The sequence below is a fragment of the Tolypothrix bouteillei VB521301 genome (assembly GCF_000760695.4).
Lineage (GTDB): Bacteria > Cyanobacteriota > Cyanobacteriia > Cyanobacteriales > Nostocaceae > Scytonema > Scytonema bouteillei_A.
On record NZ_JHEG04000001.1, the window covers coordinates 9,327,540 to 9,353,190 of the forward strand.

The 25,651-nt window shown below is 42.3% G+C and carries 16 protein-coding genes; 9 read left to right on the forward strand and 7 right to left on the reverse strand.

Going from position 1 to position 25,651, the window contains the following annotated elements:
* The first annotated feature begins 127 nt into the window (after window positions 1-127).
* From HC643_RS38205 to HC643_RS38215, 3 genes are all read left to right on the forward strand, one after another.
* On the forward strand, window positions 128-2,815 hold the full coding sequence (locus tag HC643_RS38205) for a CHAT domain-containing protein (protein ID WP_050045472.1): 2,688 nt from the start codon (window positions 128-130) through the stop codon (window positions 2,813-2,815).
* Between the two features lie 163 nt (window positions 2,816-2,978).
* A complete protein-coding gene (locus HC643_RS38210) occupies window positions 2,979-3,731 on the forward strand; it encodes a PPC domain-containing protein (protein ID WP_038086408.1) in 753 nt (250 codons plus the stop codon).
* Window positions 3,732-4,142: 411 nt separating this feature from the next.
* On the forward strand, window positions 4,143-7,661 hold the full coding sequence (locus HC643_RS38215) for a two-partner secretion domain-containing protein (protein WP_038086410.1): 3,519 nt from the start codon (window positions 4,143-4,145) through the stop codon (window positions 7,659-7,661).
* Here HC643_RS38215 and HC643_RS38220 read toward each other — a convergent pair.
* Both HC643_RS38220 and HC643_RS38225 read right to left on the reverse strand, forming a co-directional pair.
* Window positions 7,658-8,821 (reverse strand): DUF1822 family protein, encoded by a 1,164-nt coding sequence (locus HC643_RS38220; RefSeq protein WP_038086413.1) that lies wholly within the window; start codon window positions 8,819-8,821, stop codon window positions 7,658-7,660. The genes HC643_RS38215 and HC643_RS38220 overlap by 4 nt on opposite strands.
* Before the next feature lie 20 nt (window positions 8,822-8,841).
* On the reverse strand, window positions 8,842-10,035 hold the full coding sequence (locus HC643_RS38225) for a sigma-70 family RNA polymerase sigma factor (protein WP_038086416.1): 1,194 nt from the start codon (window positions 10,033-10,035) through the stop codon (window positions 8,842-8,844).
* Window positions 10,036-10,536: 501 nt separating this feature from the next.
* Between HC643_RS38225 and HC643_RS38230 the strand changes: the two genes are divergently transcribed.
* The 5 genes from HC643_RS38230 to HC643_RS38250 all read left to right on the forward strand — a co-directional run bounded on the left by HC643_RS38230 (window position 10,537) and on the right by HC643_RS38250 (window position 17,123).
* The gene (locus tag HC643_RS38230; protein ID WP_237266044.1) at window positions 10,537-13,011 is read left to right on the forward strand and encodes a CHASE2 domain-containing protein; all 2,475 of its coding nucleotides are present in this window, start codon (window positions 10,537-10,539) and stop codon (window positions 13,009-13,011) included.
* A 26-nt stretch (window positions 13,012-13,037) separates the two neighbouring features.
* Entirely contained in the window at window positions 13,038-13,826 is a 789-nt protein-coding gene (locus tag HC643_RS38235) for a DUF928 domain-containing protein (RefSeq protein ID WP_038086422.1), read from the forward strand.
* A 144-nt stretch (window positions 13,827-13,970) separates the two neighbouring features.
* Window positions 13,971-15,314, forward strand: coding sequence for a beta strand repeat-containing protein (locus HC643_RS38240; RefSeq protein ID WP_038086425.1), 1,344 nt, complete (start codon window positions 13,971-13,973; stop codon window positions 15,312-15,314).
* Window positions 15,315-15,888: 574 nt separating this feature from the next.
* Window positions 15,889-16,521, forward strand: a complete 633-nt coding sequence (locus HC643_RS38245) for a hypothetical protein (RefSeq protein WP_038086427.1) — start codon at window positions 15,889-15,891, stop codon at window positions 16,519-16,521.
* Window positions 16,506-17,123 carry a hypothetical protein gene (locus tag HC643_RS38250; RefSeq protein WP_137986192.1) on the forward strand — a complete coding sequence of 206 codons (618 nt, stop codon included), beginning with the start codon at window positions 16,506-16,508 and terminating at the stop codon, window positions 17,121-17,123. The genes HC643_RS38245 and HC643_RS38250 overlap by 16 nt, the downstream gene beginning before the upstream one ends.
* A gap of 108 nt (window positions 17,124-17,231) precedes the next feature.
* On the opposite strand, the gene HC643_RS38255 is transcribed toward HC643_RS38250, so the two are convergent.
* The 3 genes from HC643_RS38255 to HC643_RS38265 form a co-directional block, all read right to left on the reverse strand.
* A complete protein-coding gene (locus HC643_RS38255; protein WP_038086433.1) occupies window positions 17,232-18,248 on the reverse strand; it encodes an SDR family oxidoreductase in 1,017 nt (338 codons plus the stop codon).
* A 241-nt stretch (window positions 18,249-18,489) separates the two neighbouring features.
* Window positions 18,490-19,524, reverse strand: a complete 1,035-nt coding sequence (locus tag HC643_RS38260) for a DUF4351 domain-containing protein (RefSeq protein ID WP_038086437.1) — start codon at window positions 19,522-19,524, stop codon at window positions 18,490-18,492.
* Window positions 19,525-20,106: 582 nt separating this feature from the next.
* Entirely contained in the window at window positions 20,107-20,814 is a 708-nt protein-coding gene (locus tag HC643_RS38265) for an ROK family protein (protein WP_038086440.1), read from the reverse strand.
* Window positions 20,815-20,916: 102 nt separating this feature from the next.
* Between HC643_RS38265 and HC643_RS38270 the strand changes: the two genes are divergently transcribed.
* The gene (locus HC643_RS38270; protein WP_038086444.1) at window positions 20,917-21,708 is read left to right on the forward strand and encodes a creatininase family protein; all 792 of its coding nucleotides are present in this window, start codon (window positions 20,917-20,919) and stop codon (window positions 21,706-21,708) included.
* 812 nt (window positions 21,709-22,520) lie between these two features.
* On the opposite strand, the gene HC643_RS38275 is transcribed toward HC643_RS38270, so the two are convergent.
* Both HC643_RS38275 and HC643_RS38280 read right to left on the reverse strand, forming a co-directional pair.
* A complete protein-coding gene (locus tag HC643_RS38275; protein ID WP_050045470.1) occupies window positions 22,521-22,733 on the reverse strand; it encodes a hypothetical protein in 213 nt (70 codons plus the stop codon).
* A 555-nt stretch (window positions 22,734-23,288) separates the two neighbouring features.
* A complete protein-coding gene (locus HC643_RS38280; protein WP_038086447.1) occupies window positions 23,289-25,625 on the reverse strand; it encodes a response regulator in 2,337 nt (778 codons plus the stop codon).
* Window positions 25,626-25,651: the final 26 nt, after the last annotated feature.

The following is a 25,651-nucleotide window of genomic DNA, read 5'->3' on the forward strand; positions in this document are numbered from 1 at the left end:
AATTTTACAAATCTTACCATAAAAATCCTTCTTATCTAACCCCTAGCTCCCGATCGCAGACCCCTATTTTTACTAAAAAATTTGACACTGATTATAGCAAAATATGCTACTTTGTTAAGATTAAATTATGCTAAAAAACTCAAGTTCGCAAAATGCAAAAAAGCAGGAAATTTTGGGAAAGCGCAAACGACAGAAAACTTTCCTCTTAATCGCTTATTTCTTGCTAATATTGGCAACGATATTTGTATTTATTCTCGGAGCACCTGTTTTCAAACCCTCTCAAGCAGCTGATTCTTCAATAGAACATTCGTCTAAACCAGAAGAAAGCTTGCAAGATTTAGTAAAACAGGGAAAAGCACTGTATGACATGGGACGCTTGGAAGAAGCGCAAGAAGTTTTGCAAAGGGTTTCTCTACAATATCAAGTGCTTGGAGATAAACTCAAGCAAGCAATGGTGCTAAGTAATCTGGCTCTGGTCTACCAGCACCGTGGAATGTTGGCTCAAGCAAATCGGGCTATTGCTGAAAGCTTAAATCTTATAAGCATTAATACTTCTAAACAACACTTACAGCTTCTTGCTCAAATCCTGGAAATTAAAGGGAGCCTGGAATTAGAGCAAGGACAAGCCGAACGGGCTTTAACAACTTGGCAACGGACTGGGAGAATTTATGCTCAAATAGCTGACAACAGTGGTGTCACTCGCAGTTGCATTAACCAAGCACAAGCATTACAGGTGATGGGATTTTACCGTCGTGCTTTGACAATGTTGCTTGAAGTCAATAAAAATTTGCACTCTCAACCAGATTCTTTAACTAAAGCTGTAGAATTACGATCGCTCGGAGACACGCTCCAATTAACAGGAGATTTGGAACAATCCCGTCAAGTTCTGCAAAAAAGTGTGGAAATTGCTCAAAAGATGCGATCGCCGCAAGAAATCAGTGCCACATTTTTAAGTTTGGGCAATACTGCCAGAATGCAACAAGAAAATGGAGATGCGATCGCGTTTTATCAACAGACGATTGCAACCACACCTTCACCACTCACCAAAGTCCAAGCTCAAATTAATTTGCTTGGCATATTATTAAATACACGCCAATTATCCACAGCACAACCTCTTTTAGTACAAATTCCTGACGATCTTAGTAAACTTCCACTCAGTCAAAGAGCAGTTTATGCAAGAATTCATCTGGCACAAAATTTAATGGTATTGGCAACGAATGTAAAAGATAATTCATCTGTAGCTCTTTCAGATACCTTGTTCTCAGCAAAATCTGTTGCTCAATTGCTTGTTGCAGCCTATGAACAAGCGAAAGCTTTGGGCGATATACGGGCTGAATCTTATGCGATCGGAACACTTGGCAAGCTTTACGAGCAACAAAAACAATGGTTGAATGCTCAAAAATTGACACAGCAAGCGCTTCTGTTAGCTCAATCTGTCAATGCCCCTGATATTGCTTACAACTGGTACTGGCAACGCGGACGGTTGCTGACACAGCAGGGAGATATTCCCGGCGCAATTGCTGCCTATGATGCTGCGATCGCTGAGTTACAGTCTTTGAGGAATGACCTTGTTGCAGTCAATCGAGATGTTCAATTTTCATTTAAAGAAAGTGTAGAACCCGTTTATCGTGAATCTGTAGCGTTGCTTTTGCGATCGCAGGGAGACAAACTGAGTGAAGAAACTTTAGATAAAGCCAGACAAAGGATTGAAGCACTGCAGTTAGCAGAATTGGATAACTTTTTTCGAGAAGCTTGTTTAAATGTAACAAAGATTGTATTGGACAAAATTGTAGATCGAGACAATTCTACTGCTGCTATTATCTATCCAATTATTTTAAAAGACCAATTACAAGTCATTGTCAAAGTTCCCAAGCAACAATTACATCATTACTCAGTTAATAAACCTCAAATTGAAGTAGAAAATATTATAGGGCAACTGCGGCAATACTTAACCGAACCCGACAGAATCGAAGAAGTTCAATCTTTGTCTCAGCAACTCTATACTTGGCTCATTAAACCAATTGAGCCTACCTTACAACGCAGCGATATTAATACTTTGGTTTTTGTACTTGATGGGGCGTTGCGAAATATACCAATGGCAGCATTGCACGATGGCAAGCAGTATTTAATTCAGAAGTATGCTGTTGCTTTAAACGTGGGATTGCAATTGCAGAGCCCAAAACCTTTAGCTCGGACAAAGTTACGGGTTCTTGCTGGAGGATTGGTACAACCACCTCCCAAGTTTAGACAATTTCCGCCTTTACCGGAAATCAAATCTGAATTTAACTTAATTGCTAAGACAGGTGTATCAAGTACAAAACTTTTAGATCGAGATTTTACAAGTAAAGCACTGTTTGTCAAGGTGAACGCTTCTCCGTTTAATGTTGTTCACCTAGCAACCCACGGACAGTTTAGTTCTCGTCTTGAAGATACATTTGTTTTAGCAGCCGATGGTCCAATTAATGTCACGGACTTTGATTTACTTTTGCGCCGTCGAGATGAAACACGCCCGGAAGCAGTAGAACTTCTTGTCTTAAGCGCTTGTCAAACAGCAACAGGAGACAATCGAGCAACGCTCGGTTTAGCAGGTGTTGCAGTACGTGCAGGTGCGCGGAGTACGGTGGCGAGTCTTTGGAATGTGGGCGATCGCTCTACTGCAATCTTAATTGGTGAGTTCTACCGCGAGTTAGTTTCTGCCAAAGTCACTAAAGCAGAAGCCCTACGTCGCGCTCAGTTAACGCTTCTACAAAAGTACCCAAACTACAGCCGTCCCGGTTATTGGGCTGCTTACGTTTTAGTAGGGAATTGGTTGTAATTATCTTTTGCAAAAAGATTAATTATTAAGTAATTTTACAAGTTTTACATCAAGGAAGTGAACCCTGCATAGACCTTAACTACTTACGTATGGATAGGTGTGACACCAAGTGGTCACAGTTCTAGTTCAAGATTGGAAGTTTTCACGATATAAGGAAGGAAAAATGGCTACTTACAATATCGGTACTTTAAATGTAGACCCTGTTACTAACAATGATTACTACCTAGATAAGTATGATACGACAGATGTCTTTGAATTTAATCTCAACGAAACTAGGGATATAAACCTGTCTCTAACAGGTATAAACGCTGGTGATGATGCTGACGTAGTACTTTATCGAGACAACGGTAATGGTATCTTTAATGCCTCAGAAGATATTTATGTTGCTGGGTCTTACAGAGGAAGCAACAACGATGACTCAATAAATATTGCAGATCAACAGACAGGTACGTACTTTGCCCAAGTCAACCTCTATAATGACGGCGACTTCTACGGTATAAGTTACGATCTATCTTTATCGGCTACCTATGGGTTTTCACCTAGCAATCTTCTTCCAGTGGAGACCCAACTTGAGGACATATCAGCAGATAGCACTCAGTATGGTTACATAAGCGATTACAACACTGCTGATACTTATGCTTTCTCTTTAGGATATTTTGAAGGTGTGAATATTAACCTAAGCGGGCTCAGCTCGGATCTCGATCTCCGATTGATTGCAGATATCAACAATAATCGTATTGTTGATGCTGGCGAAGAACTTGTACGCTCTGTCAATGCAGGTACTTATCCAGACAGTATTACCTTAGATGATGCTGGTAACTATTTCCTACAAGTCTATCAATTTAGTGGTAGTAGTAGCTATACTCTGGACTTTGACCACTACACAACCGGTCTTGCTCTTGCTGCTATAGGTTGATCGTCAGTTATATCGGATTCGGGTAATGACTTATAAATATCCCACTCGCGCTGCAGCGCACCCTCTCTGATGCCTTGGCTACGTTGGTGTACACATCTTTAGAGATCTCCCTAAAACCCCCGATAAATTGGGGGACTTGAAAAATTTCCCCCCTTTTTAAGGGGGGTTAGGGGGGATCGAAACCGCTTTTAATGCACTTTAGAAGACTTGTGTACACCACCCTAGGATGCTTTGGGGAGGGTTGGAGAAGAGTGTACTCTATTTAGCTGCAAATACAGTATAAGTGTTTATCTGGACTTGAAATTGCAATTTGTCTTAGCAAAAGGTCAACTGGCTGAGAAGTAAAAAGCGGCAAAGCCATATTTCTTAACTTTGCCGCTTATTCTACTGAATCAAACTCTTAAGAGAATTATGATTTTCAACAAATTTTATTTACAGCACAAACTTTTGTCTATTTTTAGCGAGTTTCCCCCGCTGAGAATTTTAGAGCGACTTGGTACTGGCATATTACTGACATTCATACTTCCAATTCATTGTGCTTTTGCCCAGATAACATCAGATGGTACTCTTCCTAATAACTCTACAGTTCAAATAAATGGAAATACAAGCATTATTGAAGGTGGAACGCAGGCGGGAAGTAACTTATTTCACAGCTTTCAAGAGTTCTCAGTTCCTACAGGAAGTACCGCTTTCTTTAATAATGCTTTGGATATTCAAAATATCTTTAGTCGGATAACAGGTCAATCTGTATCAAATATTGATGGTTTAATTCGTGCCAACGGTCATGCTAACTTATTTCTCATTAATCCCAACGGAATTATTTTTGGACCAAATGCCTCACTAAATATTGGTGGGTCTTTTTTAGCAAGTACGGCAAGTACAGTAAAGTTTCTTGATGGAAAAGAATTTAGTACAAACGATCTTCAAACAACGCCACTTCTGACGATTAGTACTCCCATTGGCTTGCAATTAGGAGGAAATTTGGGAACTCTTGAAAATCGCTCTGTAGTAATCGATAGTAATGGGAAAACTGTTGGGCTTCAAGTACAACCTGAGAGAACTTTAGCACTTGTGGGCGGAAATATAAAGTTGGATGGTGGTTCTTTGCAAGCTCCAAATGGTCGAGTTGAGTTAGCAGCAGCTGCACAGCAAGAAACAGTGGGTCTTGCCGTCAGTAACGATAATATATTTTTGCAAGTACCGCAAAATTCAAACAAAGTTGATGTATCTCTTACTAATGCCGCTCGTATTGATGTGGCTCATAAAGGTCGAGGTAGTGTGGAAATAACTGCTCGAAATATTGATATTTTGGGAGGCAGTCAAATTTCTGCTGGTGTCGAACGGGGTTTGATAGCCGATCATTCTCCACCAGGAAATATCACTCTTAATGGTTTAGGGGAAGTAAACATTAATTACCCAAGTCGATTGACCAACATAGTTGCTCAGGAGGCTGTAGGTAGATCGGGTGACATAATTATCAATGCTGGTACAATTACTGTAGATAATCGAAATATAAATAATTGGACTAGCCCTACAAGACAATCGTTTATTCCAGCTGCTTTAGAAACTGGTGTTCTCGGGGAAGGATATGCTGGCAATATATCGCTCTTTGCCACAAATTCAATAAATTTGCTCGGACAGGATATTAGCGATCGAGATAAAGTTATTTCTACTTTTATATTTGAAGATATACCTGGAGGACCTAAATATGGGCAGCATTTAGGAGGTGGAGATATTACACTTCAGACTAATGGTTCTATTTCTTTGAAAAATGCTTTTCTGGATGCAATTGGTGGTTACGGAGGAAGGATATCAATTATTGGCAATGAGTTAGTGTCTATAACTGAAAATAGCTTCATCAATGGAGGAACTGATACAGGGTATTCTAAAAATATTACAGTTCAATCCAATGGTCCTATTACTATTCAACGTAGTAGACTGGGAAACAATGTTGGAGGTAATTCATTAAGTAACGCAGGTAATATTACGATTGGCGGGCAATCAGTCTCTATAACTGAAGGGTCTTTTTTAGAAACTCAATCAGAAAATAGCAACAATTCTGGTAATATTCAAATTAATGCTTCCGGAAAAGTCGAAATTTCAGGAATTGATGTAAGAAACCGCAGTTCGCGCGATCGCTCAAACGGTTATGAAAATACAGTGTTGATAACGCGTGCCCAAAGAAATGCTAAGGGCAAAGCGGGTGACATAATTATTAACGCAGGTGAGATACTTATAAATAATGGAGAGCGGACTCCTCGTAACACAAGTGTTATGTATCCATCACTATATGCTGGCGGTGATGGACAAGGACCCTCTGGAAATGTCTCACTTTTTGCCACAGGCTCAATCGCTTTGATCGGTCAGGATGTGCGATCCGAGGATCAAGTTATTTCTACCTATAGTGGCTTAGCGGGACGCAGAGGCGGTGGTGATATATTACTCCAAGCCAATGGTTTTATCTCTTTGAAAAGTGCTTATCTAAAAACTGCAAGAGCAGACGGGGGAAATATATTACTCGATGGTAATGAGTCTGTTTCCATAACTGAAAATAGTTTTTTTAATGCTGGTAGTACTCAAGGCACATCTGGCAACATTACAATTAAATCCAATGGTCCTGTCATTATCCAACGTAGTTGGCTCGGTAACAATGTTGGTTCAGGCTCGCAACCAAGTGGTGCAGGGAATATTGATATTAGGGGTAGGTCGGTTCATATAACTGATGGCTCACTTCTGGAAACTAAATCCGAAAGGAACGGTGCTAACTCTGGTAAAATTCAGATTCATGCCAATGAAGAAATTCTGATCTCAGGGAAAAATTCTCTTTTTGAACCATATAAGAATGGCACTCGTGCAAGCATTCTTAGAGAAAATAATCCATATACGACTTTGGTGACGACCACTGAAACTGGATCTTTAGGTCAAGCTGGAGATATTAGTATTAATGCTGAGCAACTCAAGGTAACAAATAGCGGACAACTGATTACCAATGCTCGCAACGGTGGTGATGCAGGTGATATTAATCTTGTAGTTGGAGATCGCATAATCGTTGATGGTAGCACCCCCAGTTTTAATGATGAATTTCCCTTAATAACTCAGGGCAATGGAGAGAGTAAAACTGAGCGTACTTCTGGTAGTGGCATATTTGCTAACGCGGAATCGGGTACTGGTGGAAATATTAATATAGAGACAAAGAACCTATTGTTATTACGTCGTGGTGCTCAAATAAAAGCTACTGCTGAGAACAATGGTAATGGTGGAAACATTACTATTAAAGCTAAACGTGGTTTCATTGTTGCTGTTCCTGGTGAGAATAGTGACATTATTGCCAATGCTCTGAATGGCAATGGGGGAAGAGTTACAATTAACGCCACTGGTATTTTTGGTATGACACTACGCAGCCGAGAAGACTTGGTGAAATTGTTAGGAACTAACGATCCAAACAAACTTGACCCTACTCGGTTGCTTACAAATGATATCTCTGCTATTTCACAAGCAAATCCTATGTTGAATGGAGTCGTAACTATTAACACGCCTGATGTTGACCCCAATCGAGGATTAGTAGAATTGCCTGCAAATCCAGTGGATGCTTCCCAGCAAATTACTCAAGGTTGTGCTCCTAAAAACGGACAATACAGTCGTTTTGTCGCGACAGGACGCGGTGGAGTGCCGTTGAACCCAAGCGAACCGTTGCGTTCTCGAGCAGTGATGACTCAATGGATTGCACTTGACGAACAGACACAGGAGCGAGACTTGGAAGCAAAAACGACTGGTTTTTCCGAACCTCCTACAGATGATGCTCAGCCAATTGTGGAAGCAAACAGGTGGGTTGTGGATAAGACGGGTAACATACACCTGATTGCTCAAGTCCCCAATACCAATTCATCTTTCCAAAATCGCTCAAGTGCTTTCTGTCATCCTCCTTCCTAAAAGCGCAAAATTTCTCGGTCGTATCCATCTGGTGTAGGCTCAAGCTCCCAAACTAACCCCTCTCCTGATTGCAGCACTACATCAACATAAAGCTGTGCGATCGCCTCTGTTGCGGTATCCTCGTTGTTGGCGAATGGCTGCAAATCCTCCGTTAACAATCTCAGTTTGAATCCAGCAGGAATCATTTCATCTAAATTTGTATTTCGTAATTCAAACCGCCATATGTTGTCTTCTAGATTCCCTTGAGGGAAAACGCGCAACTCGTATAAGCGATCGGCAAGGGTGACTTGTCTCGACAAGCACATACCTAATGCCCTCGTTTCTCGGTTTCGCATACCACGAGGAGCGAATTGCATAAAGGACATTCCCCAACCAAGTTGTTGTGCTAAATGAGGCACTCCTCCTTGCAACCACTGCTGTACGGACCACTGTTCTGATAACCCCTGTCGTCGCTCGTACAAACGTTGTCGCCATCCCCCATGTTCTAGTAATGCTCCCCAAAGTTCAAATGGAACTGCCAAACGAGGAAACGATACTGTAGGATTGCCCAGTCGTTCCAGCAAGTTTTCAGCTCGTGCTAGGGGTAATATCGGTAGAGGAACTACCTCCCCACGTAAAATTTCCTCCGGGCAGAGTTGATGGGCAACCCATAGGGTATTGATATCTTGTATCAGGTCATTTTCATCCATACAATAGGCGCGATCGCTTGCATCATAAACCCCTTTTGCTTTCAATTGTTCGTGAGTTGTATACCCATAAACTGTCACCCACCCTCCATTGGGACTCACTTGTACTGCTATGTACCAATCAGCAATCCAACTGGGAATGTCCACCCATTCCTGGGGTACGCGCAATTCTTCCATATCAATTGCCGCTGTCGGGATTAATACCAAGCGCTTGTCCCCGCAAACTATTGCAGTTCCAGGTACAAACTCCCAAAAGCTTGGTAATGCTGCATTTTTCGTCCAAACTCTTACACTTCCATCTCGATCTTCTTGCAACCAAGGTAACAATGCATCCAGACACATTTGGTTGAGGCGAGCTTGCCAATCAGTTCCCGATTTGGAAAATGATGGTAACTCCTTTATGTGAGAAGACAGTGGAATTTCTAAGGATAGCTTTTCTGGAATTAGGGTGAATGAGGGTGAAGTAAAATTCATCGTGGGAACTCTCAGCAAGACTACAAAAAGGGATGGCGATAGTACAACTGTAGCCATTCTTCTAAAGCATGGCTCATACTGTCAATTACGTTGGATGTTAGTGGAGTATGCAGTGTTTCCTGACTCCATTGAGCTAACGCCAAGAGTAAGGATTGTTTGATTTTACTTAATTGACGAGACACGTTATATTGTTTGACTCCTCTTTGTTGTGCAATTTGCTGCTGGGTGAGTCCTTGTTTGTAATAAGCTTCCAAAAGCTCGCGATTTTTGGTATCCAATTTTTCTATTGTCTCGCTTAAAAGCTTGTTAATTGCTATTTTTTGTTCCGCTATGGATTCTGCTTCCTCGCGGGCAATCAGATCGTTCAAGACAGATTCTTGAAAAGAATCCGTCAGACTATCGAGTAAGTTTCCTGCTTCTTGTTCAGATAAAGGACGATCTATAGATATGAAGCTGGGATATTGAAAAGAACGCACGGCTTTAGCACAGTTTAGCAACCCAGTTTCCAAATTTTCTGGAGTCCCAACTGGGCTGGAAGAACCAAGCTGGCGCAGGCGTTCGCTGTTGTAAAGTTCTGCGATAGCTTGTAATGTTTTGTTATCGGGTTTAATGAGTTTGTGAGATGTAACCGTTTCATTAGGTGCGTAGACTTGACGGAAACAATTCCAGGCGAAAACGTAACATCCAATTGTTTCCAATTTGTACCCTGCTTGTTGAAGCGATTTTACCAAACGCTTTTCACTAATTTTGTGTAACAATCCCCAGTCAGTGCAAATATCTGCTTCTTGGTGTTGACGTAATAAATCTTTTATGATACTGCTAAATGCATACTCAGCATAAGTTTTTAAATTTGAACTGAATTGTGGGTTAAAGCCTTTGAGAACTTTATCAATGCGAGCGATCGCTGTTTGGAAAAAGTCAGCAGCAGAATAACGTTCGCCGGGTAAATTCATTTTTATTTTTCTAGCAACCCAATAGCAAACTTCCTGTAAGTAGGCTGCAATGTGAGCAGCCGCAAGGGGATTTGCTTGAGTTTTCCAAATGTGGTGCCAGTAAATTGCCCAAAAAGTATCAGACTCGCAATCGCAAGAGTGCTCCAAACAATTCTGCATACTGCGCCGCAACTTGGGACTTATTACCCAACGGCTAAAAGTATCTCCATCAAATTGCACAAATGTGGAAAAGATTTCTATTATGTCCTGCCTTAAACGCATGAAAATTTTAGGTTACAAAAATAGAGAATTTACAGAGACTGGTTTTCATTCTGCTAAATTTATTTAAGCAAAGGAAAACTGTCTACATATTTCATTATGGAGATGTTAGGAAAACTAGACGAGTACACCAAGGAATACTTGAAAAAATTTGGAGATTTACGGGAGCGATAAGCGATCTTTCAGCCTGCGCTAGGCAAACGCAAAATAATCTAACAATTTTTGTCCTGTGGGTAAAATTGCATAAAAAATAAAGATATATCGTATATAGAGATTGGGGCTAAAAATAAAGTTAATTTTTTTAAATTTCTACACTTGGGATACTTTTTTCTTGTACCAATGCCACAAACTCGGTTTCCGGACGAGAAATTTAGGGTTTTAGGTTGTAGGTTTTGCAAGAAACCGATTTTTTTCAGCTTCATAAAAAATGGAGCAAGGTGCCAGTATACATATTTACTTTAAAAAAAATAAATTACTGAAAAAAGTAGCTGAACTTCTCTATAAATGGAGACACGAACAACAGTGACTAAGTTAGCGATCTTGAAATTTGGCAAAGGAAGCTTTGAAACTGGGTTTCCAGTAACGCTTGAGATTGGAGAAGAAAATAGCCGTCCTCAAAGTGAAGTCCCAGGTGAACTTCCCCCAAATATAGAATTACTTCTAGAGTTTAATCGCTGGCAAGCAATTTACCGAAGTTTGGATTTTTCAACTCGTCCCATTGGTTTATCAAAACCAAGGACGCAAACTTTGAGTTTGGAGGAGTGCTTGCAAGCAGCTAAATGTTTGTGCGATTGCTTCAATCATTGGCTGCAATCTGACTCTTTTCGTTCCATTCGAGAAAAATGGTTGGAAAAACTGCTGAAATCGGATGAAATAAGGGTAATTTTACAGTCTCAAGATTATCAAATTCAAAAACTTCCCTGGCATCTTTGGGAGTTAATAGAGCGCTATCCAAATGCAGAAATTGCGCTGAGCGTTCCAACTTATGAACGAGTTAATCTTTTATCAAAACCCACGGAAACCGTCAAAATTTTAGCATTGTTAGGTGACAGTAAAGGAATCGACACAATAGCAGATCGGGCCCTCTTAGAGCAACTACCCGATGCAAAAGTTCATTTTCTTGTAGAACCAATGTGTAAAGACTTGACGGATAATCTTTGGCAGCAAAATTGGGATATTCTTTTTTTTGCAGGGCATAGTTCAACTCATATTTCGGGAGAAACAGGCTTAATTTACATCAATCAAACTGAGAGTTTGACAATTAATCAGTTAAAATATTCTTTAAGGCAGGCTGTAGAGCGCGGTTTAAAACTTGCAATTTTTAACTCCTGTGATGGCTTGGGACTCGCACGAGAATTTGCAGCTTTGCAAATTCCACAGTTAATTGTGATGCGAGAACCCGTTCCAGATCTCGTGGCTCAGGCATTTCTCAAACATTTCCTGCAAGCATATGCAGGAGGGAAATCTTTGTATCTAGCAGTTCGCGAGGCAAGGGAAAGAATGCAAGGGCTAGAAAGTCAATTTCCTTGTGCAACCTGGCTACCTGTAATCTACCAAAATCCAGCAGAAATACCGCCAACTTGGGATGAATTGACAACCAGGGGAAGCAAATTACAGTTTTTCAATGCAGATACGCGAAAAGCTCCTCAAAATCCCGATATTCGTCCTATTCGTGTCGCGTCAAATCTTGCAAATGGGAAGAAATTAGTTTTAGAACCTTTACCTTCCACCCAAATTCAAAATCTAAAAAGTCAAGCGAAAAATCCCAAGCATCATCTTCTGTGGCTGACTGGTGTCAGTTTGGCGATCGCGGGTTTAGTCATGGGTATACGTTATTTAGGAATGCTTCAACCATTGGAGTTACAAGCATTCGATCGCTTGTTAAGCCTCCGTCCCAATGAAAAGCCCGATCCTCGCTTGTTGGTTGTTAAGATTACAGAAGAAGACGTACAATCACAGCCCCAAGAAGAACGCCGAGGTTCTCTAAGTGATGCATCGCTCTTGAAATTACTAGCAACATTAGAGGCGTATGAACCACGAGTGATTGGATTGGATATCTATCGCGATTATGCTGTGAAGCAAGATTTACCACAACTAGCAACACAAATGCAAAAAAGCGATCGCCTGATTGCTGTGTGTCGGGTGAGCGATCCTCAGTCCAGTCAACCGGGAATCTCACCACCTCCAGAAATACAGCATCAACGCTTGGGCTTTAGTGACTTAACAGTTGATGCAGATGGTATCGTCCGCCGCCATCTCCTCTCATTAACGCCACCACCCTCGTCGCCCTGTCTTGCTACCTACGCCTTCAGCGTCCAATTAGCATTGCGCTATTTAGCAGTTCAGAATATTTCACTCATATTTACGCCCGATGGGGGTTGGCAATTGGGCAAAGCGACTTTTAAACCACTAGAAGCACATACTGGTGGATACCAAGATCTTGATGCTACAGGTTACCAAATTTTATTGAATTACCGCTCTCATCATTCACTACAGAAATTTGTTTCACAAGTGACGCTTGCAGAAGTACTTGCAGGTAAAGTCGCTCCCAGCGCAGTCAAAGATCGAATTGTTCTCATTGGCACAACGGCTGAAAGCTTTCAAGACTCTTCACTGACACCTTATTCTACACCAGAAGGTAGGGTACAGAAAATACCGGGAGTTATCCTGCAAGCACAGATGATCGGTCAACTGCTGAGTGCAGCACTAGAAGAACGCCCTCTATTGTGGGCTTTGTCTGTATGGCAAGAAACAATCTGGATTTGGGGATGGTCATTAACAGGTAGCTTGCTTGCTTGGTATATCCTAAAAGGACGTTATCTGGCAATTGCTAATGGGTTTGCCATTCTCTGTCTCTATGCAGCTTGCTTTGTTTTTTTAATTCAATGGGGTGCTTGGATACCGCTTGTTCCAGCGACTCTTGCGCTAATTGCTAGCAGTCTTGTCGTTCGCTATGGGAAGTATCAAGTTATTAAGTAAAAACTTTCTTAAAACACAACGAAGCAATGAAACCCTTCAATCGGCAATTAGTTTTCAAAACTTCATTTATCTTAATTTTGATAATAAGCTGTCTTAGCGCTCCGATAGCGCTTCAAGCAAAATCAATGCCTGTTCGTTTCAACCCACCACCACCGCCACCCGATCGCGGCGCACCGGGAAACCGAGGAGAAGGAGCTTCACGGGGAGAGTGTATTTCTAGCAACTTACCCCTAACAGCTTTGGTTCCAAGCTACGAGCAAAGCTTGAGTCTGCAAAAAGGAGAAACAAGTACAATGACTCAGGTATGGGGTCTAACCAGTGTGGAGCAACCAAGCTTTTGGTTTTATCTACCCTACAACCAGTCATTGATTCAAGCGATCGAGTTTGTTTTACAAACTGACAATAACAAAACAATTTACCGCACAAACATCTCAATACCGCCAAAATCGGCCATTATTGGAGTTTCTCTCAAAGAGACTCCAGCCTCTCTCGAGATTGACAAGCGCTATCGCTGGTTTTTGAAGGTGAGAGTTGCATGCAATTCTCAGCAAACAACTTTAGATTATGTAGAAGGCTGGGTTCAGAGAGTGAATCTAAAGACAGCACTGAGCGATCGCTTAAAACAAGCCACTCCACAGCAACAAGCAGTTATCTATGCTCAAGAAGGTATTTGGTATGATGCTCTCACATCTCTAGCAGAACTCCGTCTGGCAAATCCTCAGGATTCAGTATTAGCTGAAGACTGGAAAAACTTGCTCGCGACAATTGGGTTAGAAAAAGTGGTAGCACAACCGCTTGTTCGCGTAACGAGATAATGCACTCACTCGTTACAAAATCGCAAAGCTGTTCTTCGTGATTTTGCAACGAGTAAGTAACTCTCTTATGTCACTCAGCGCGAGAGAATAATTGAAGCGAATAGAATTCACTGCTACACAAACGAAATCCCTCACTATTCTAATATGGCTATAGACCTTTCCACCCTAACCTTTACCAACCGAGCCGATCTAGTCCCTACATCAGGAACTGCGGAAATTTTCAATACTGGCATCGTTAATACCCTTGGTGGTAACGACACTCTCACTGGCACCGGCGCTAACAACTCATCTGTATTTTTCCAAAGCGCTGGCATCACAAATAGTGGTACCATTAATACCAGTAATGGTAATGATACGATTACAGCTACTAGCGATGAACTCTTTAGTGGTGGTTCTACAAACGGTGGAGTCCTCGATAACTCTGGTACTATTGATACTGGTAGTGGGGATGACGTAATCAGAGCCACAGGTAGGATTCAACCTGGTAGTGGAAGTGGCAGTGCAATAAATAATACTGGTAGCATCAAGACGGGTGCTGGCAACGATACAATTAGTGGTGTAATAACTGGCACTGGAAATTTTGTAGGTATATCCAATCAAGAAAGTAGTACGATTAATACTGGTAGTGGTGACGATACAATCATTGGTACGGGACCTAGCACTGGCTTGGCGGGAATCCTTAACGAAGGCATCATTAATAATGATGGTGGTAATGACTCAATCATTGGTAATGGTGACTTAAACGGTATTGTTAACAGAGGCATTATCAATACTGGTAATGGTGATGACTCAATCACAGGTAATGCTACGTCGTCTATTAGCGATGGAGGCTCTGGAGTCTTAAATTCCTTTGGCACCATTAACACAGGTGCAGGGAACGACACAATTATTGGCACGGGAGATATAGGGATTTACAACACTCCCTTCTTAAGCAGTAGCAACAGCATTATCGATACAGGTGCAGGGAACGACACAATTATTGGCACAGGAGATATAGGAATTTACAACACTCCCTATAACTTCAGCAATAGTAGCAACAGCAGTATTATTAATACGGGTGCAGGCAATGACACCGTTATTGGTAATGGTTCAAGCGTTGGTATTTACAATGACGGCATCATAAATACTGGTACGGGCAATGATACCGTTGATGCCCTTAATGGTGGCTTTTCTAGCTTTAATCCTCCAGATCTCGGAGGTGTACTACCTAGGTTTAATGGCTTAGGTATTGTCCTTCTCGGGGACGGCGATGACGTTCTTAAAGGCTTCGGAACTGGTCGTTTTGATGGTGAAGATGACAAAGATACGCTACTGTTAGGGACTGGACAATATACTGTCTCAGGCATCACAAATGCTGATGGCTTTTATACAGTCAATAACGGCACAACAGATATGTTCGTAAAGAACTTCGAGTTTATTGGGAGTGCCAGCGATCCTGCTGCCGCTTTTAGTTTTAACAGTGTTATTGGCAAAACTTTGACAGTGTAGCTATAGATACTAATTCTCAGCCAGATTCCGCGTCACAAAGCGTGCGCGGATTGGCTCAATAAAAACGCCTTTCAAAATAAACTCAACTGTCACGTCTGTAAATGTTTTAGGTGCGACTCTGAGCGTGGAGCGAAAACCACCAGGGCGATCGCGCTCCTCATCGCTTCTTAGTTTCAGAACTCTGAGAGGCTAGTGGGCTATTGCTTTTTACAAAACTTTATACGCCGGAGTCACAGACAACCTCCATTGCACCATACAAGTCAAAACCCGTAAATTGTATGGAATTGTTAAGCGAATCTAGTAGAAGGTAACAAATTGTTCCCATTTTAAAATTGCTCTATTGGTCTTGCTACAAAGACAACTACAGCATTCTGCTAGTTGTTTGATAGCAATTAAACAGCATAGTCAACTGCACAAAAGGGTTAATTAGCAATTGCTGAAAAATTATAAAACAATGACTGAAAACCCCAGTTTAGAGTTAGTAAACGAATTTGCGACTCTTAGTAAAATCAACTACCGTTAGGAGATAATTTATAACAACAAGTCTTTGTTGCACTTGTTGGGAGGAAAAGCCATGAGAAAAGGGCTAACAGCAGTACTTTTGCTGATGTCATTCTCACTAACTGCCACAGTTTATGCGGTATCAGTTGAAGATTCAGCATCTGAGAATTTATCGCAAGATAGATCTGAGACAAAGTTTGAGAACGTCAGTGATAGCGTATCCGATGTTGGAATTGACCAATCCACAGCGATCGCACCTGAGAGTGGGAACCGGACTTCTGAGACTGTATGGAACAGCGCGATCGGTGATTATGAAAGGGTCAGCACCTTTGCTTATCCCTCAAGCGGGCAATGTGGTTTGCAGGTGAATACACCACATGCCTCTAATACATACTCTGAAGAAATTCACACTCGCATCGTGTCATTTTGTAAAGTTCTTCCTTTAATCTCAAACACCGTTAGCGGCAAGACTTACAGATCGCGTTGGTACGGCTGGCAGCGTGTAGCCACACTCTCGCCAAAAACCGTTACCGCTTCAAGCAGTACGGTGCAAAACTACCGTAGAACAGTTGTTGCTAAGTGTAAGGCAGGAGATTGGCATCGTTACCGTACTGAAGGATTCGGTACGGTCAGCACTGGAGTTCAAAACTTTTCAGCAGCAGCTTACGAGCAGAACGATGATGAAATTCAGTGCGTCCGACGTTAATATCCGTGCAGTGCCAGTGCTTCCGCTCAATTGCAGTTAGCTTAATCGCGATCGGGCTTAACTGCGGATGTACTACCAAATCGAATCAACAAGATACTTCAGTTGCCCCTTACCTTCCAAACGAACAGCTAGCCGCTCCCAAGACAGCACCATTATTTTTGGTTGCAGCACCTGGAGAACCAACAATAGAGCCATTTTATATTGATTGGTCAGCTGCTCGTGGCAGTATAAAAGTGCCTCCGTCTGTCATGCACTGGTCTGCAATAGCACAAAAATCAACAACATTAGGGTGGCTTGAGACTTCACAAATTCCAATCCGAGTTGTCATTTACGTCTACCCTCAAGTCAGTCCAACTGGAATACCACCTGAAAATTCGGGTTTTGAGCATCGCTGCCTGCATTCAAGTTCCCAGCAATCGTTTTGCACCTACCGTAAGATTGTACATTCAAACAAATCGGCAATAGAACTGACCGTGCGCGATAAGTTAGGTCCTGATGCCTGTTATGTTGTTGTACATGGGGCTTGGATTGTTCAAGATTCTCAAGCAGTTCCATACAATGAGGTATCTGCATCTTGGGGGTGGAGCCGCTGTCCCAGATAAGTAAACGAGCCACTCCACAGCAACAAGCAGTTATCTATGCTCAAGAACGTAAAAACGGAGTTTCAAATTTTCTTTTACGAAAGTAATAAAAGAGAGGTAAGACCCAAATTAAACATTATTTCCAGGACGCCATCCACCAAGCAAAGCTGCAACACCTAATGCTGCAAAGGTAACTGCACCCCATTTAAGAGGTGGATTCATATCTAGCCAATCTAAGAAAGTTGGAATTGCCAATTGGTCGAAGTCTCCCTTCACTCTGTCATACTCAGGTACAGGTCCATAGAGATTATCTGGTGCATCTTCTGACTTAGGTTCGTTAGTCCTCTGTCCTGCAAAAGCAATCAGCGTCAGTATTGAATCTACAAGTTCTGGCGAAACCCGTTGCAACACATCCAAGACTCTGCCAACATCCCCTGCTATAAAATCGCGAGTGGGATGTTCTGCTGCGTAAAGAATAGCATCGGCAACAATGTTGGGTTGGTAATATGGGGGTATTCCTGTAGGCTTAACCCCCAGCTTGGTGCGAACTTTGTTGTAATAAGGGGTGTTAATCACCGCAGGCTTTATGGATGTCACGCTGATGGGCAATTTTTCATGTTGCAACTCAACACGCAGCGATTCTAAGAAACCTTCAACCCCATGCTTGGCAGCAGAATAGGGGCTTTGTAGTGGTAAACTGCGGACACCTTCCACTGAGGAGATATGAATTAATGCTCCTCGTCCCTCTTGTTTGAGATAAGGGAGTGCTGCCATTGCACCATGAACTTGTCCCATTAAGGTAACGTCTACAACGCGTTGAAACTCTTCTGGTGAGATTTGGTCGAAGCGAGCAAGTACACCTGTTGCTGCAGCATGAACCCATGTATCTAGCCGTCCATAAAGTGCGACAGTTTTGTCTGCGATCGCTTTGACTTGTTCAAAATCACTCACATCAGCTAAAACATATGCGGCTTCTCCGCCAAAGCTTTGGATTTCTTTCACCAAAGACTGTAGCCCTGATTCGCTACGCGCAGCAACCATCACCTTTGCGCCTTTTTGGGCAAACTTCAAAGCGGTTTCGCGCCCAATCCCACTAGAAGCACCGACTACAGCAACAACTTGTTGATTAATAGGTTTTAATTGCATAGTTTTTACCCTTACTCTCTCTCCCATGTAAAGCTTTGTGAAGCGATCGTTCATCTTTCATTGGGCTGACAAAAGGGAGCGATCGCAGAACAGTTTCAAGAGTGGGTTCCGAGTGCTGCTCTGATTATACCAGTGGCAGAGGTAGGGCGAAATTGGACAACATTGAGATCGCTGCCTTTAATGTTCTCACAGTTGTTGACAAGCTGCTTCTACGTTAAATCGAGCTTCTCAGCAGTTTACCTTACACTGTTGGATTTGCTCCTAACCAGTTCAGTAACTCCTCAATAGTTGTAAAATCTAACAAAGCTTCGCCAAGTGCTTCTAATTGGTTTGTTGAAAGGGTTTGAATGCTTTCTCTCACCGATTGTGGCAACTCCCCTAGCTGTCTTTGTAGTTGCCGTAGAATAAGTTTTTGTTCGCCTTCAAGCTTTCCTTCAAGCTTTCCTTCAAGCTTTCCTTCAAGCTTTCCCCGTTCGTAACCAATGCGCTCGCCTGTGGTAATATAACTCATACTCCGCTCCTGTTCCGCAGTTGCTACAACGCGGGGAACCCGCGCAACGCACTGCTCTTCAAATCGCTTAAATTCTTCCCACAACTCTGCTTCCAATCCTTTTGGTAATATCATAACCCAATCGATAAATCGATATAAGTTACGAATATCTCTCTCTGTCAATCCTAAATCATACAATCGTCGAATCAAGCTAAATTTCCAACTTTTTCGTTCTCCTGGTTTTTTACTTGTCTCCTGCGTTTTTAAATTTGCCATGACTACCGTTGCAAATGGGTTATTGCTGGCTTCTAATTCTGTCCAACGGTTTTGGTAATCGAGAAGCTTGACGGTGCCAAATTCAAAGTTCAGCTTGGTCTTGGGGTAGCTGTAACTATATTGGTTTGGTCGCCATGTGGGGTCGGAATCGCACAAAATCGCCAAACTTATGGCAGGTTTAGCAAATCGGTCAAAAATCCGTAAATTGTAAGAAAACATTCTTTGTGCAAAGTCGTCTTCTGATTTTGCCTGGACTTCTACGTGTATTAGCAACCACATTTCTTCTCCTTGAAGTTGCCAAACTTTGACTAACTTATCGACATATCGCCTACCTTGTTTTGCATCGCGTGCGATTTGCTGAAATTCTTTATCCAGAAATTCGTGGTGACGTTCCCAGTTAATTAATGCCGCTACTTCCGGAAAGAAAAATTGCATGGCTTGGGGAAAGTATGCTTCTAAAATTTCTTTCCACGGTGAATCATTATCGACTCTTTTGCTTTTGGCGGTCATATTTCAATTGCTATACAGAACATATATTCTATAGCAATCCTATTTGATATCCGAACAAGGGAGACAAGGAAGACAAGGGAGAGGTGTTTCCAACTCCTGCACTGATTGCTATCCTAAAAAAATTAAGAGAAGTTGTCATATGATTTTCTTCCCACTATAAAATTACCGCTGTACTTTCTTCTTTCTTCGCACTCTTTGTGCCCTTGTATAGTTCATTTAAATCTGACACTACAAGCAACATCTTATGATGACATTCCTATCAATTACTGTTCCGTTGCTATCGATATTATTCCTCTGTCCTCTCCCTCTGCGTCCTCTGCGTTCTCGGCGGTTTTTTAATTATTCAAATGCTACCGGATCTGATATAAGTAGCTGCAAATAATCATTACCAGTTTGTAGTTACGATGTATGCGCTAAAGCGCTACTACGAGCTAAATACAATGATTTTACTTTCACAACAGTTACAACTATAGGTTGGGTAAACCCGTGTGGAAACTCAACAAATGTCTGTGAATGTTGGGTTTCGTTCCTCAACCCAACCTATGGGACTTTTGACCAATAACCAATGACAAATGACAACACTTAATCCTTCCACAAAGCAATACCGCCTAATAATCCAGTCACATTTGGAATAATCTTTACATTTTTTGGCAACTCAATATTGACTTTATTGGCTTCCCCTCCGCCGATGTAGAGGTAATCGTAGTTGAAGAGATGTTCCAAAGATGCGATCGCTCTTTGCAAACGCCTGTTCCATTTTTCCTTACCAATCTTGTCTAAAGTCGAACGTCTCAATTGTTCTTCGTAAGTTTCCCCTTTGCGAAACGGATGGTGTCCCATTTCCAAATTTGGCACCAGTTTGCCATCAACAAACAAAGCAGAACCAAAACCCGTACCCAGTGTAACCACCAATTCCACGCCTTTTCCAGAAATTGCGCCCAAACCTTGCATATCGGCATCATTTATGACACGCACGGGTTGATTTAAACGTGCTGACAATGCTGTTGCCAAATCAAACCCAACCCACTCAGGAGTTAAATTCACTGCTGTTCCGATGACACCACTACGCACAACACCAGGAAAACCTACTGAAACGCGATGATATTCTCCTTGAGTTGCTGCTAAAGAAGCGATCGCATGAATCACAGCTTCTGGTATAGCAGGTTGGGGCGTTTCTGTTCGCGCCCTTTCCGTTAAGGGATTGCCTTTGGTATCTAGAACCATTACCTTAACACCGCTACCACCAATATCAACAGATAAGGTACGGATAGCTCCATCATTTACGACCATTGCTTTTTTTGAGTACATATGGACTGGGGAGTGAGGACTGGGAAATCAATCCTCAGTCGCTACCTTTTATGTATTAATTTTATCAGAGATATAATAACCAATATGCACGGCTTCATTCCTCCATCACGCTTTTTTCCATACTTGACGTGGACTGATGTTCAAGCAATGCCGAACAAAGAAAATGTTGTCATAATCCAACCAGTAGGAGCAGTAGAACAACACGGTCCCCATTTACCACTGATTGTTGATGCGGCTATTGGTGCAGCGGTTTTGGGAAAAGCTTTGGAAAAACTAGACCCCAACATTCCAGCCTATGCCCTGCCAAATCTTTACTACGGTAAATCCAACGAACATTGGCATTTTCCCGGTACGATTACCCTCAGTGCTAAAACCTTACTGAAAACTTTGATAGAAGTTGGAGAAAGTGTTTACCGTGCTGGGTTTAGAAAATTCGTGTTGATGAACTCTCATGGAGGACAACCCCAAGTTATGGATATTGTCGCACGAGATCTACACGTTAAATACAGCGATTTTTTTGTGTTTCCACTTTTCACCTGGCGAGTTCCCCATATTACTGGAGAATTACTGACTCCTAAAGAAAAAAAATTAGGAATTCATGCCGGGGATGCTGAAACTAGTATTATGCTGGCAATTTTACCCGAACAAGTCAAAATGGATGCTGCAGTTGTAGAATATCCTCCCGAACAGCCAGAAGGGAGTTTGCTCAGCATCGAAGGTAAGCTATCTTTTGCTTGGACAACACGGGATTTGAGTCAAAGCGGGGTTATAGGCGATCCTACAGTTGCAACTCAAGATAAAGGCGATCGCATTCTTGAATCTGTTTCTGATGGGTGGGTACAAGTTATTCACGATATCTTTGCGTTTAAACGTTGACCCAATCTTTCTCGTTCCCAGACAGAACTTATTGGTGATACCTATAACAACGGGAGCATCCCAATTTGGAAAAAACATTAAGCGATTGAAATCGCAGCTATACAAACCAAGTCCCTCCGGGTATCTCCTTACGGAGACGCTATGTGCAAGGCACACGCTTCGCGATGCCGCAGGCTATGCCCGTAAGGGCTATACGCGATGCGAAGCTACTCCCTTCCCGCTCGAAGATTTCTTAATTAAATGAACCGCAGAGGCGCAGAGGACACAGAGGAAAGAGGAGAAGAAGATCGGTAGTCTTATGGCGGAAAGGGAGTACGCCCGCAGGACTATACGCCAGTCTCCTGGGCGTGGGAAATCCCCTATAAGAACAAGGTAATGGTGATACCAATTTTCTATGAAGATGCATATAATTAGCCTGCGTATAGCCCTTACGGGCATAGCCTGCGGCATCGCGTAGCGTGCGCTTTGCGCTTAGGCTGGCTTTGTTTGTATAGCCGAGGCAGCGCGTTGCGGAGAGAAGTTGCGGCTTGGGGGTTTCCACGTCAGATGCTTCACTTGGGCAAAGACGACAGGTGCTCCAACGGAGGAAACCTCCGCAACGCACTGTCTCCCCAAGACCGCACTGACTCCCCAATAGCAAACTTCGGAGGGTTCCCCCCGTTGTAGCGCCTGCCGTCCACTCTTCTAGAGTGAGGGCAATAGTGTGCAACTTCACATAGAATTGGTATGAGGAGCAACATTACCCATTCACCAACCGATCCTTGAAGAAGTTCGGAATTTTGCAGCCTCTCAAACACGTCCAAACCTTGTGCTCATGCAAAAACTTGTTCGGCTTTTATAGCGCTGTTGATATAGTACTCGGTAACTTTGCAGGCATTTTTGAGATTCATTTCAAGCAAGTTAATTTTTTTGGCTTCTCTGGTAAAACTTGGCATCTCTTGCCGACAGGTCGGGCAAAACCAATAGATCCCTTGAGAGCGAACGTGGCGTAATAACTGGTCGGTGCAGCAAGGGCAAGAATTCATAATCTTTTTACCTCCACTCAAGGGTCGAGTAATAAATGTTTAATAAAGCAGTTGATATTAATACGGAGTTGCATTCAAAGACATGACTTGTTGGTGAAACAAGTGAGACACGGGAGAGAACACGATGTAGCAATGCAAGCTGGTCTAAAATTGTATGGAGATTAACTGCAATTACGTATCAGCCCTTAAACTTTATGTGTTTGCAGTATTCAGGACGTGCTGTTTTTACGGAATAATTTCATTCTAAAGTCACAATGTGAGAATCTTGTGAAGATGAAGTAGCAAAATCATCAATAAATTTACGTGTTAATTCTGCTAAAAATACTCTTCTTATGAATGAGACTTACGTATATCTTCGCTTTATTTAGTCAGATTGTTTGAGAGCAAGGTTGAATAGTGCCTGGAGAGAAGGAATCTTTTATAAAAGCTTAAAGAGTTTCTTCCATCTGAACTAATCGCAGTTCGTTAAGAAATATAACAGTGTCTACTTGTACGGTGGCTGGAAGATCTCTTGAATGGGATGCTGCAACGTAACAATTCTCAAGAATTTTCAAATCAATTTTGGGTAAGTGCTGGTAACGCGCAGTTACAACCGGTTGCTTGAGCACGACCGAGGGCAATATTGGCAGATTTGTATAAAGACTGCAAATCGTCGCCATCTTCTGGGTATTGGGCTATACCCGCACTGGCAGTTATTTGAAACTCGCTGTTATTGCTAGCAGTAAACTTTTGCTCGTGCAGTGTTTCTAGAATTTGAACAACTCGTTGGAGTCCCTGGCTTCGAGTCATACCATACATCCCAACGACAAATTCCTCTCCACTCCAACGAGAGACAACATCTTCTCCACGAAACGATCGCTGTAGAAGTTGTCCGAGTTGTCGCAGGACTGCATCACCAGCTGCGTGACCAAAATCGCTGTTAATTTGCTTGAACTTATCTAATTCTAGAATAGCCAAACACATGGGTTGATTGTGCCTCAAACTCAAGCGCAGTAGCTTGTTCAAGTCTTGAGTGGCTCGATGGCGATTGTACACTCTAGTGAGCGGGTCAATTTCTGCTAAACTCCGTTGCAGTTTAGTCCGTTCTAACCGATGGAGGATACGGCTGACTAGTTCTGGACCTACAATTGGGTTTCTGACAAAATCATCGGCACCAGCAGCAAAAATTTGATGAATAGTGGTGGCATCTATATTATTGGCAAGAAATAGAATTGGCAATCCACCCCAACGTACATCGTTTCGTACTATTTGGCACAGTTCATTGCCGTTTAAGTTGGGCATATCAAGGTTGACAATCAGTAAATCTGGTGTAGATGCTTCTAGAGTTTCCCAAAACTGTTGCGGATCTTTCTCTACGATCGCTTTCAGTCCCCAAGGCTCTAATAGAGCTTTTAACGTGTTTGGAGTTTGGGAATTGTTGTCTATAACCATCACCACTGCTTCCGAGTCAATGTTAGTTGGTTGCAAGATATGCGTAATAACTTGTATCACCTCATTAGCAGCCATTGGCTTTTGTAAAAAAGTACGTCCTCCCAATCGCGCCACTTCCAAGCGAGTATCCAAATTGCTATGGGTTGTAAAGACCACAACAGGTACTGGTGGTGTTTGTAATAAAAGTTCTGCTAGCAGGGCAAAACTCTCTTCAGTTGTATTTCCGACAAGGGGGTCAAGTAAAATGGCATTAGGAGCAAAACAGTCAATTTTATCCCTAACTTCAGACAAGGTTGTCGCTACTTCTGCAATGATTCCTTGAGCTTCAGCCCTAATCACTAATTCACGTGCTAGTTGGCGATCGCTATCAATTATTAATAACTTGGGGCGTCCATCTTTGGAATTTGCCAACTTTGACAGTAATCCTGGGGATGAAGACTCTATTTCTTTGCGTAAAGCCATTACCAACTTGTACAAGTACTTAGTTTCTTTAGTTGAAGGTTGGCTGAGCTGCAGGTAATGTTTGATTGTACGAGCTAACTGAGCGCTTTTGTTCAAACCACAATGACACAATGAAGCTACTAATGTTTGAGCTTCTTGTTCGGCTAAAGTCTGGAGTTCCTGGCTCTGTGTCTGTTGCAAGTAAGCTGTAGCAGCTTGTTCGAGCACAGTTATATGCTGGTTCATTCTTTCTTTAAACCGATTCAAAGCTTCTGTTAATGCGGGTGATGTCTGCTGTTGCTGTTTATTACCTCTCTTCAGAGAGATGTTATTTATCGGTTTTGTTGGTAACGCTTTGAGACGATACCCGATACCATAAACAGTTTCAATTATATCGGTAGGTGCTCCCACAGCCTTTAACTTCTGCCGCAATCCTTTGATTTGAGTTCTCACGGCTTCCTCTGTCGGTGTGTTTGCAAATGACCAAATATGTTCGAGAATTGCATCACAACTAAACACCCTTTTAGGATGTCGCATCAACAACTCTAAAAGAGCGTACTCTTTAGGCGTGAGCTGTATCGGTTGCGTTTCATAACGGACTTCAAGATTGCTGGGGTCAAGGCGCAGGTTTCCCCACTCTAATATAGGTGATGGAGTAGAGCTACTCCGACGCAGTAAAGCGCGGATACGAGCAATAAGTTCTTTGGAGTCAAAAGGTTTTACCACATAATCATCTGCTCCTGCGTCTAGCCCCATGGCTTTATCATGACCGCTATCTCGACCTGTTAACAAAAGAATCGGGACTGTAAAACCACGCGATCGCAACTGGCGGCACAGGCTAATACCATCGAGTTCAGGTAACATGATATCGAGCAGTATCAAATCGTAGTTGAAGGCTTGTACTAAGTCCCAAGCTGCTTGACCATTTGTGGTCACTTCCACTGCATAACTTTGATAATGAAGGAGTGCAGTGAGTGACCTAATGATAGATTCATTATCCTCTACAATAAGAATCCTCATGATGACTCATTCCTTTAAATTTTTGG

Coding starts and splice junctions, on each gene's coding strand:
- HC643_RS38205 (WP_050045472.1), top strand. CDS start 128: ATGCTAAAAAACTCAAGTTCGCAAAATGCAAAAAAGCAGGAAATTTTG.
- HC643_RS38210 (WP_038086408.1), top strand. CDS start 2,979: ATGGCTACTTACAATATCGGTACTTTAAATGTAGACCCTGTTACTAAC.
- HC643_RS38215 (WP_038086410.1), top strand. CDS start 4,143: ATGATTTTCAACAAATTTTATTTACAGCACAAACTTTTGTCTATTTTT.
- HC643_RS38220 (WP_038086413.1), bottom strand. CDS start 8,821: ATGAATTTTACTTCACCCTCATTCACCCTAATTCCAGAAAAGCTATCC.
- HC643_RS38225 (WP_038086416.1), bottom strand. CDS start 10,035: ATGCGTTTAAGGCAGGACATAATAGAAATCTTTTCCACATTTGTGCAA.
- HC643_RS38230 (WP_237266044.1), top strand. CDS start 10,537: ATGGAGACACGAACAACAGTGACTAAGTTAGCGATCTTGAAATTTGGC.
- HC643_RS38235 (WP_038086422.1), top strand. CDS start 13,038: ATGAAACCCTTCAATCGGCAATTAGTTTTCAAAACTTCATTTATCTTA.
- HC643_RS38240 (WP_038086425.1), top strand. CDS start 13,971: ATGGCTATAGACCTTTCCACCCTAACCTTTACCAACCGAGCCGATCTA.
- HC643_RS38245 (WP_038086427.1), top strand. CDS start 15,889: ATGAGAAAAGGGCTAACAGCAGTACTTTTGCTGATGTCATTCTCACTA.
- HC643_RS38255 (WP_038086433.1), bottom strand. CDS start 18,248: ATGCAATTAAAACCTATTAATCAACAAGTTGTTGCTGTAGTCGGTGCT.
- HC643_RS38260 (WP_038086437.1), bottom strand. CDS start 19,524: ATGACCGCCAAAAGCAAAAGAGTCGATAATGATTCACCGTGGAAAGAA.
- HC643_RS38265 (WP_038086440.1), bottom strand. CDS start 20,814: ATGGTCGTAAATGATGGAGCTATCCGTACCTTATCTGTTGATATTGGT.
- HC643_RS38270 (WP_038086444.1), top strand. CDS start 20,917: ATGCACGGCTTCATTCCTCCATCACGCTTTTTTCCATACTTGACGTGG.
- HC643_RS38275 (WP_050045470.1), bottom strand. CDS start 22,733: ATGAATTCTTGCCCTTGCTGCACCGACCAGTTATTACGCCACGTTCGC.
- HC643_RS38280 (WP_038086447.1), bottom strand. CDS start 25,625: ATGAGGATTCTTATTGTAGAGGATAATGAATCTATCATTAGGTCACTC.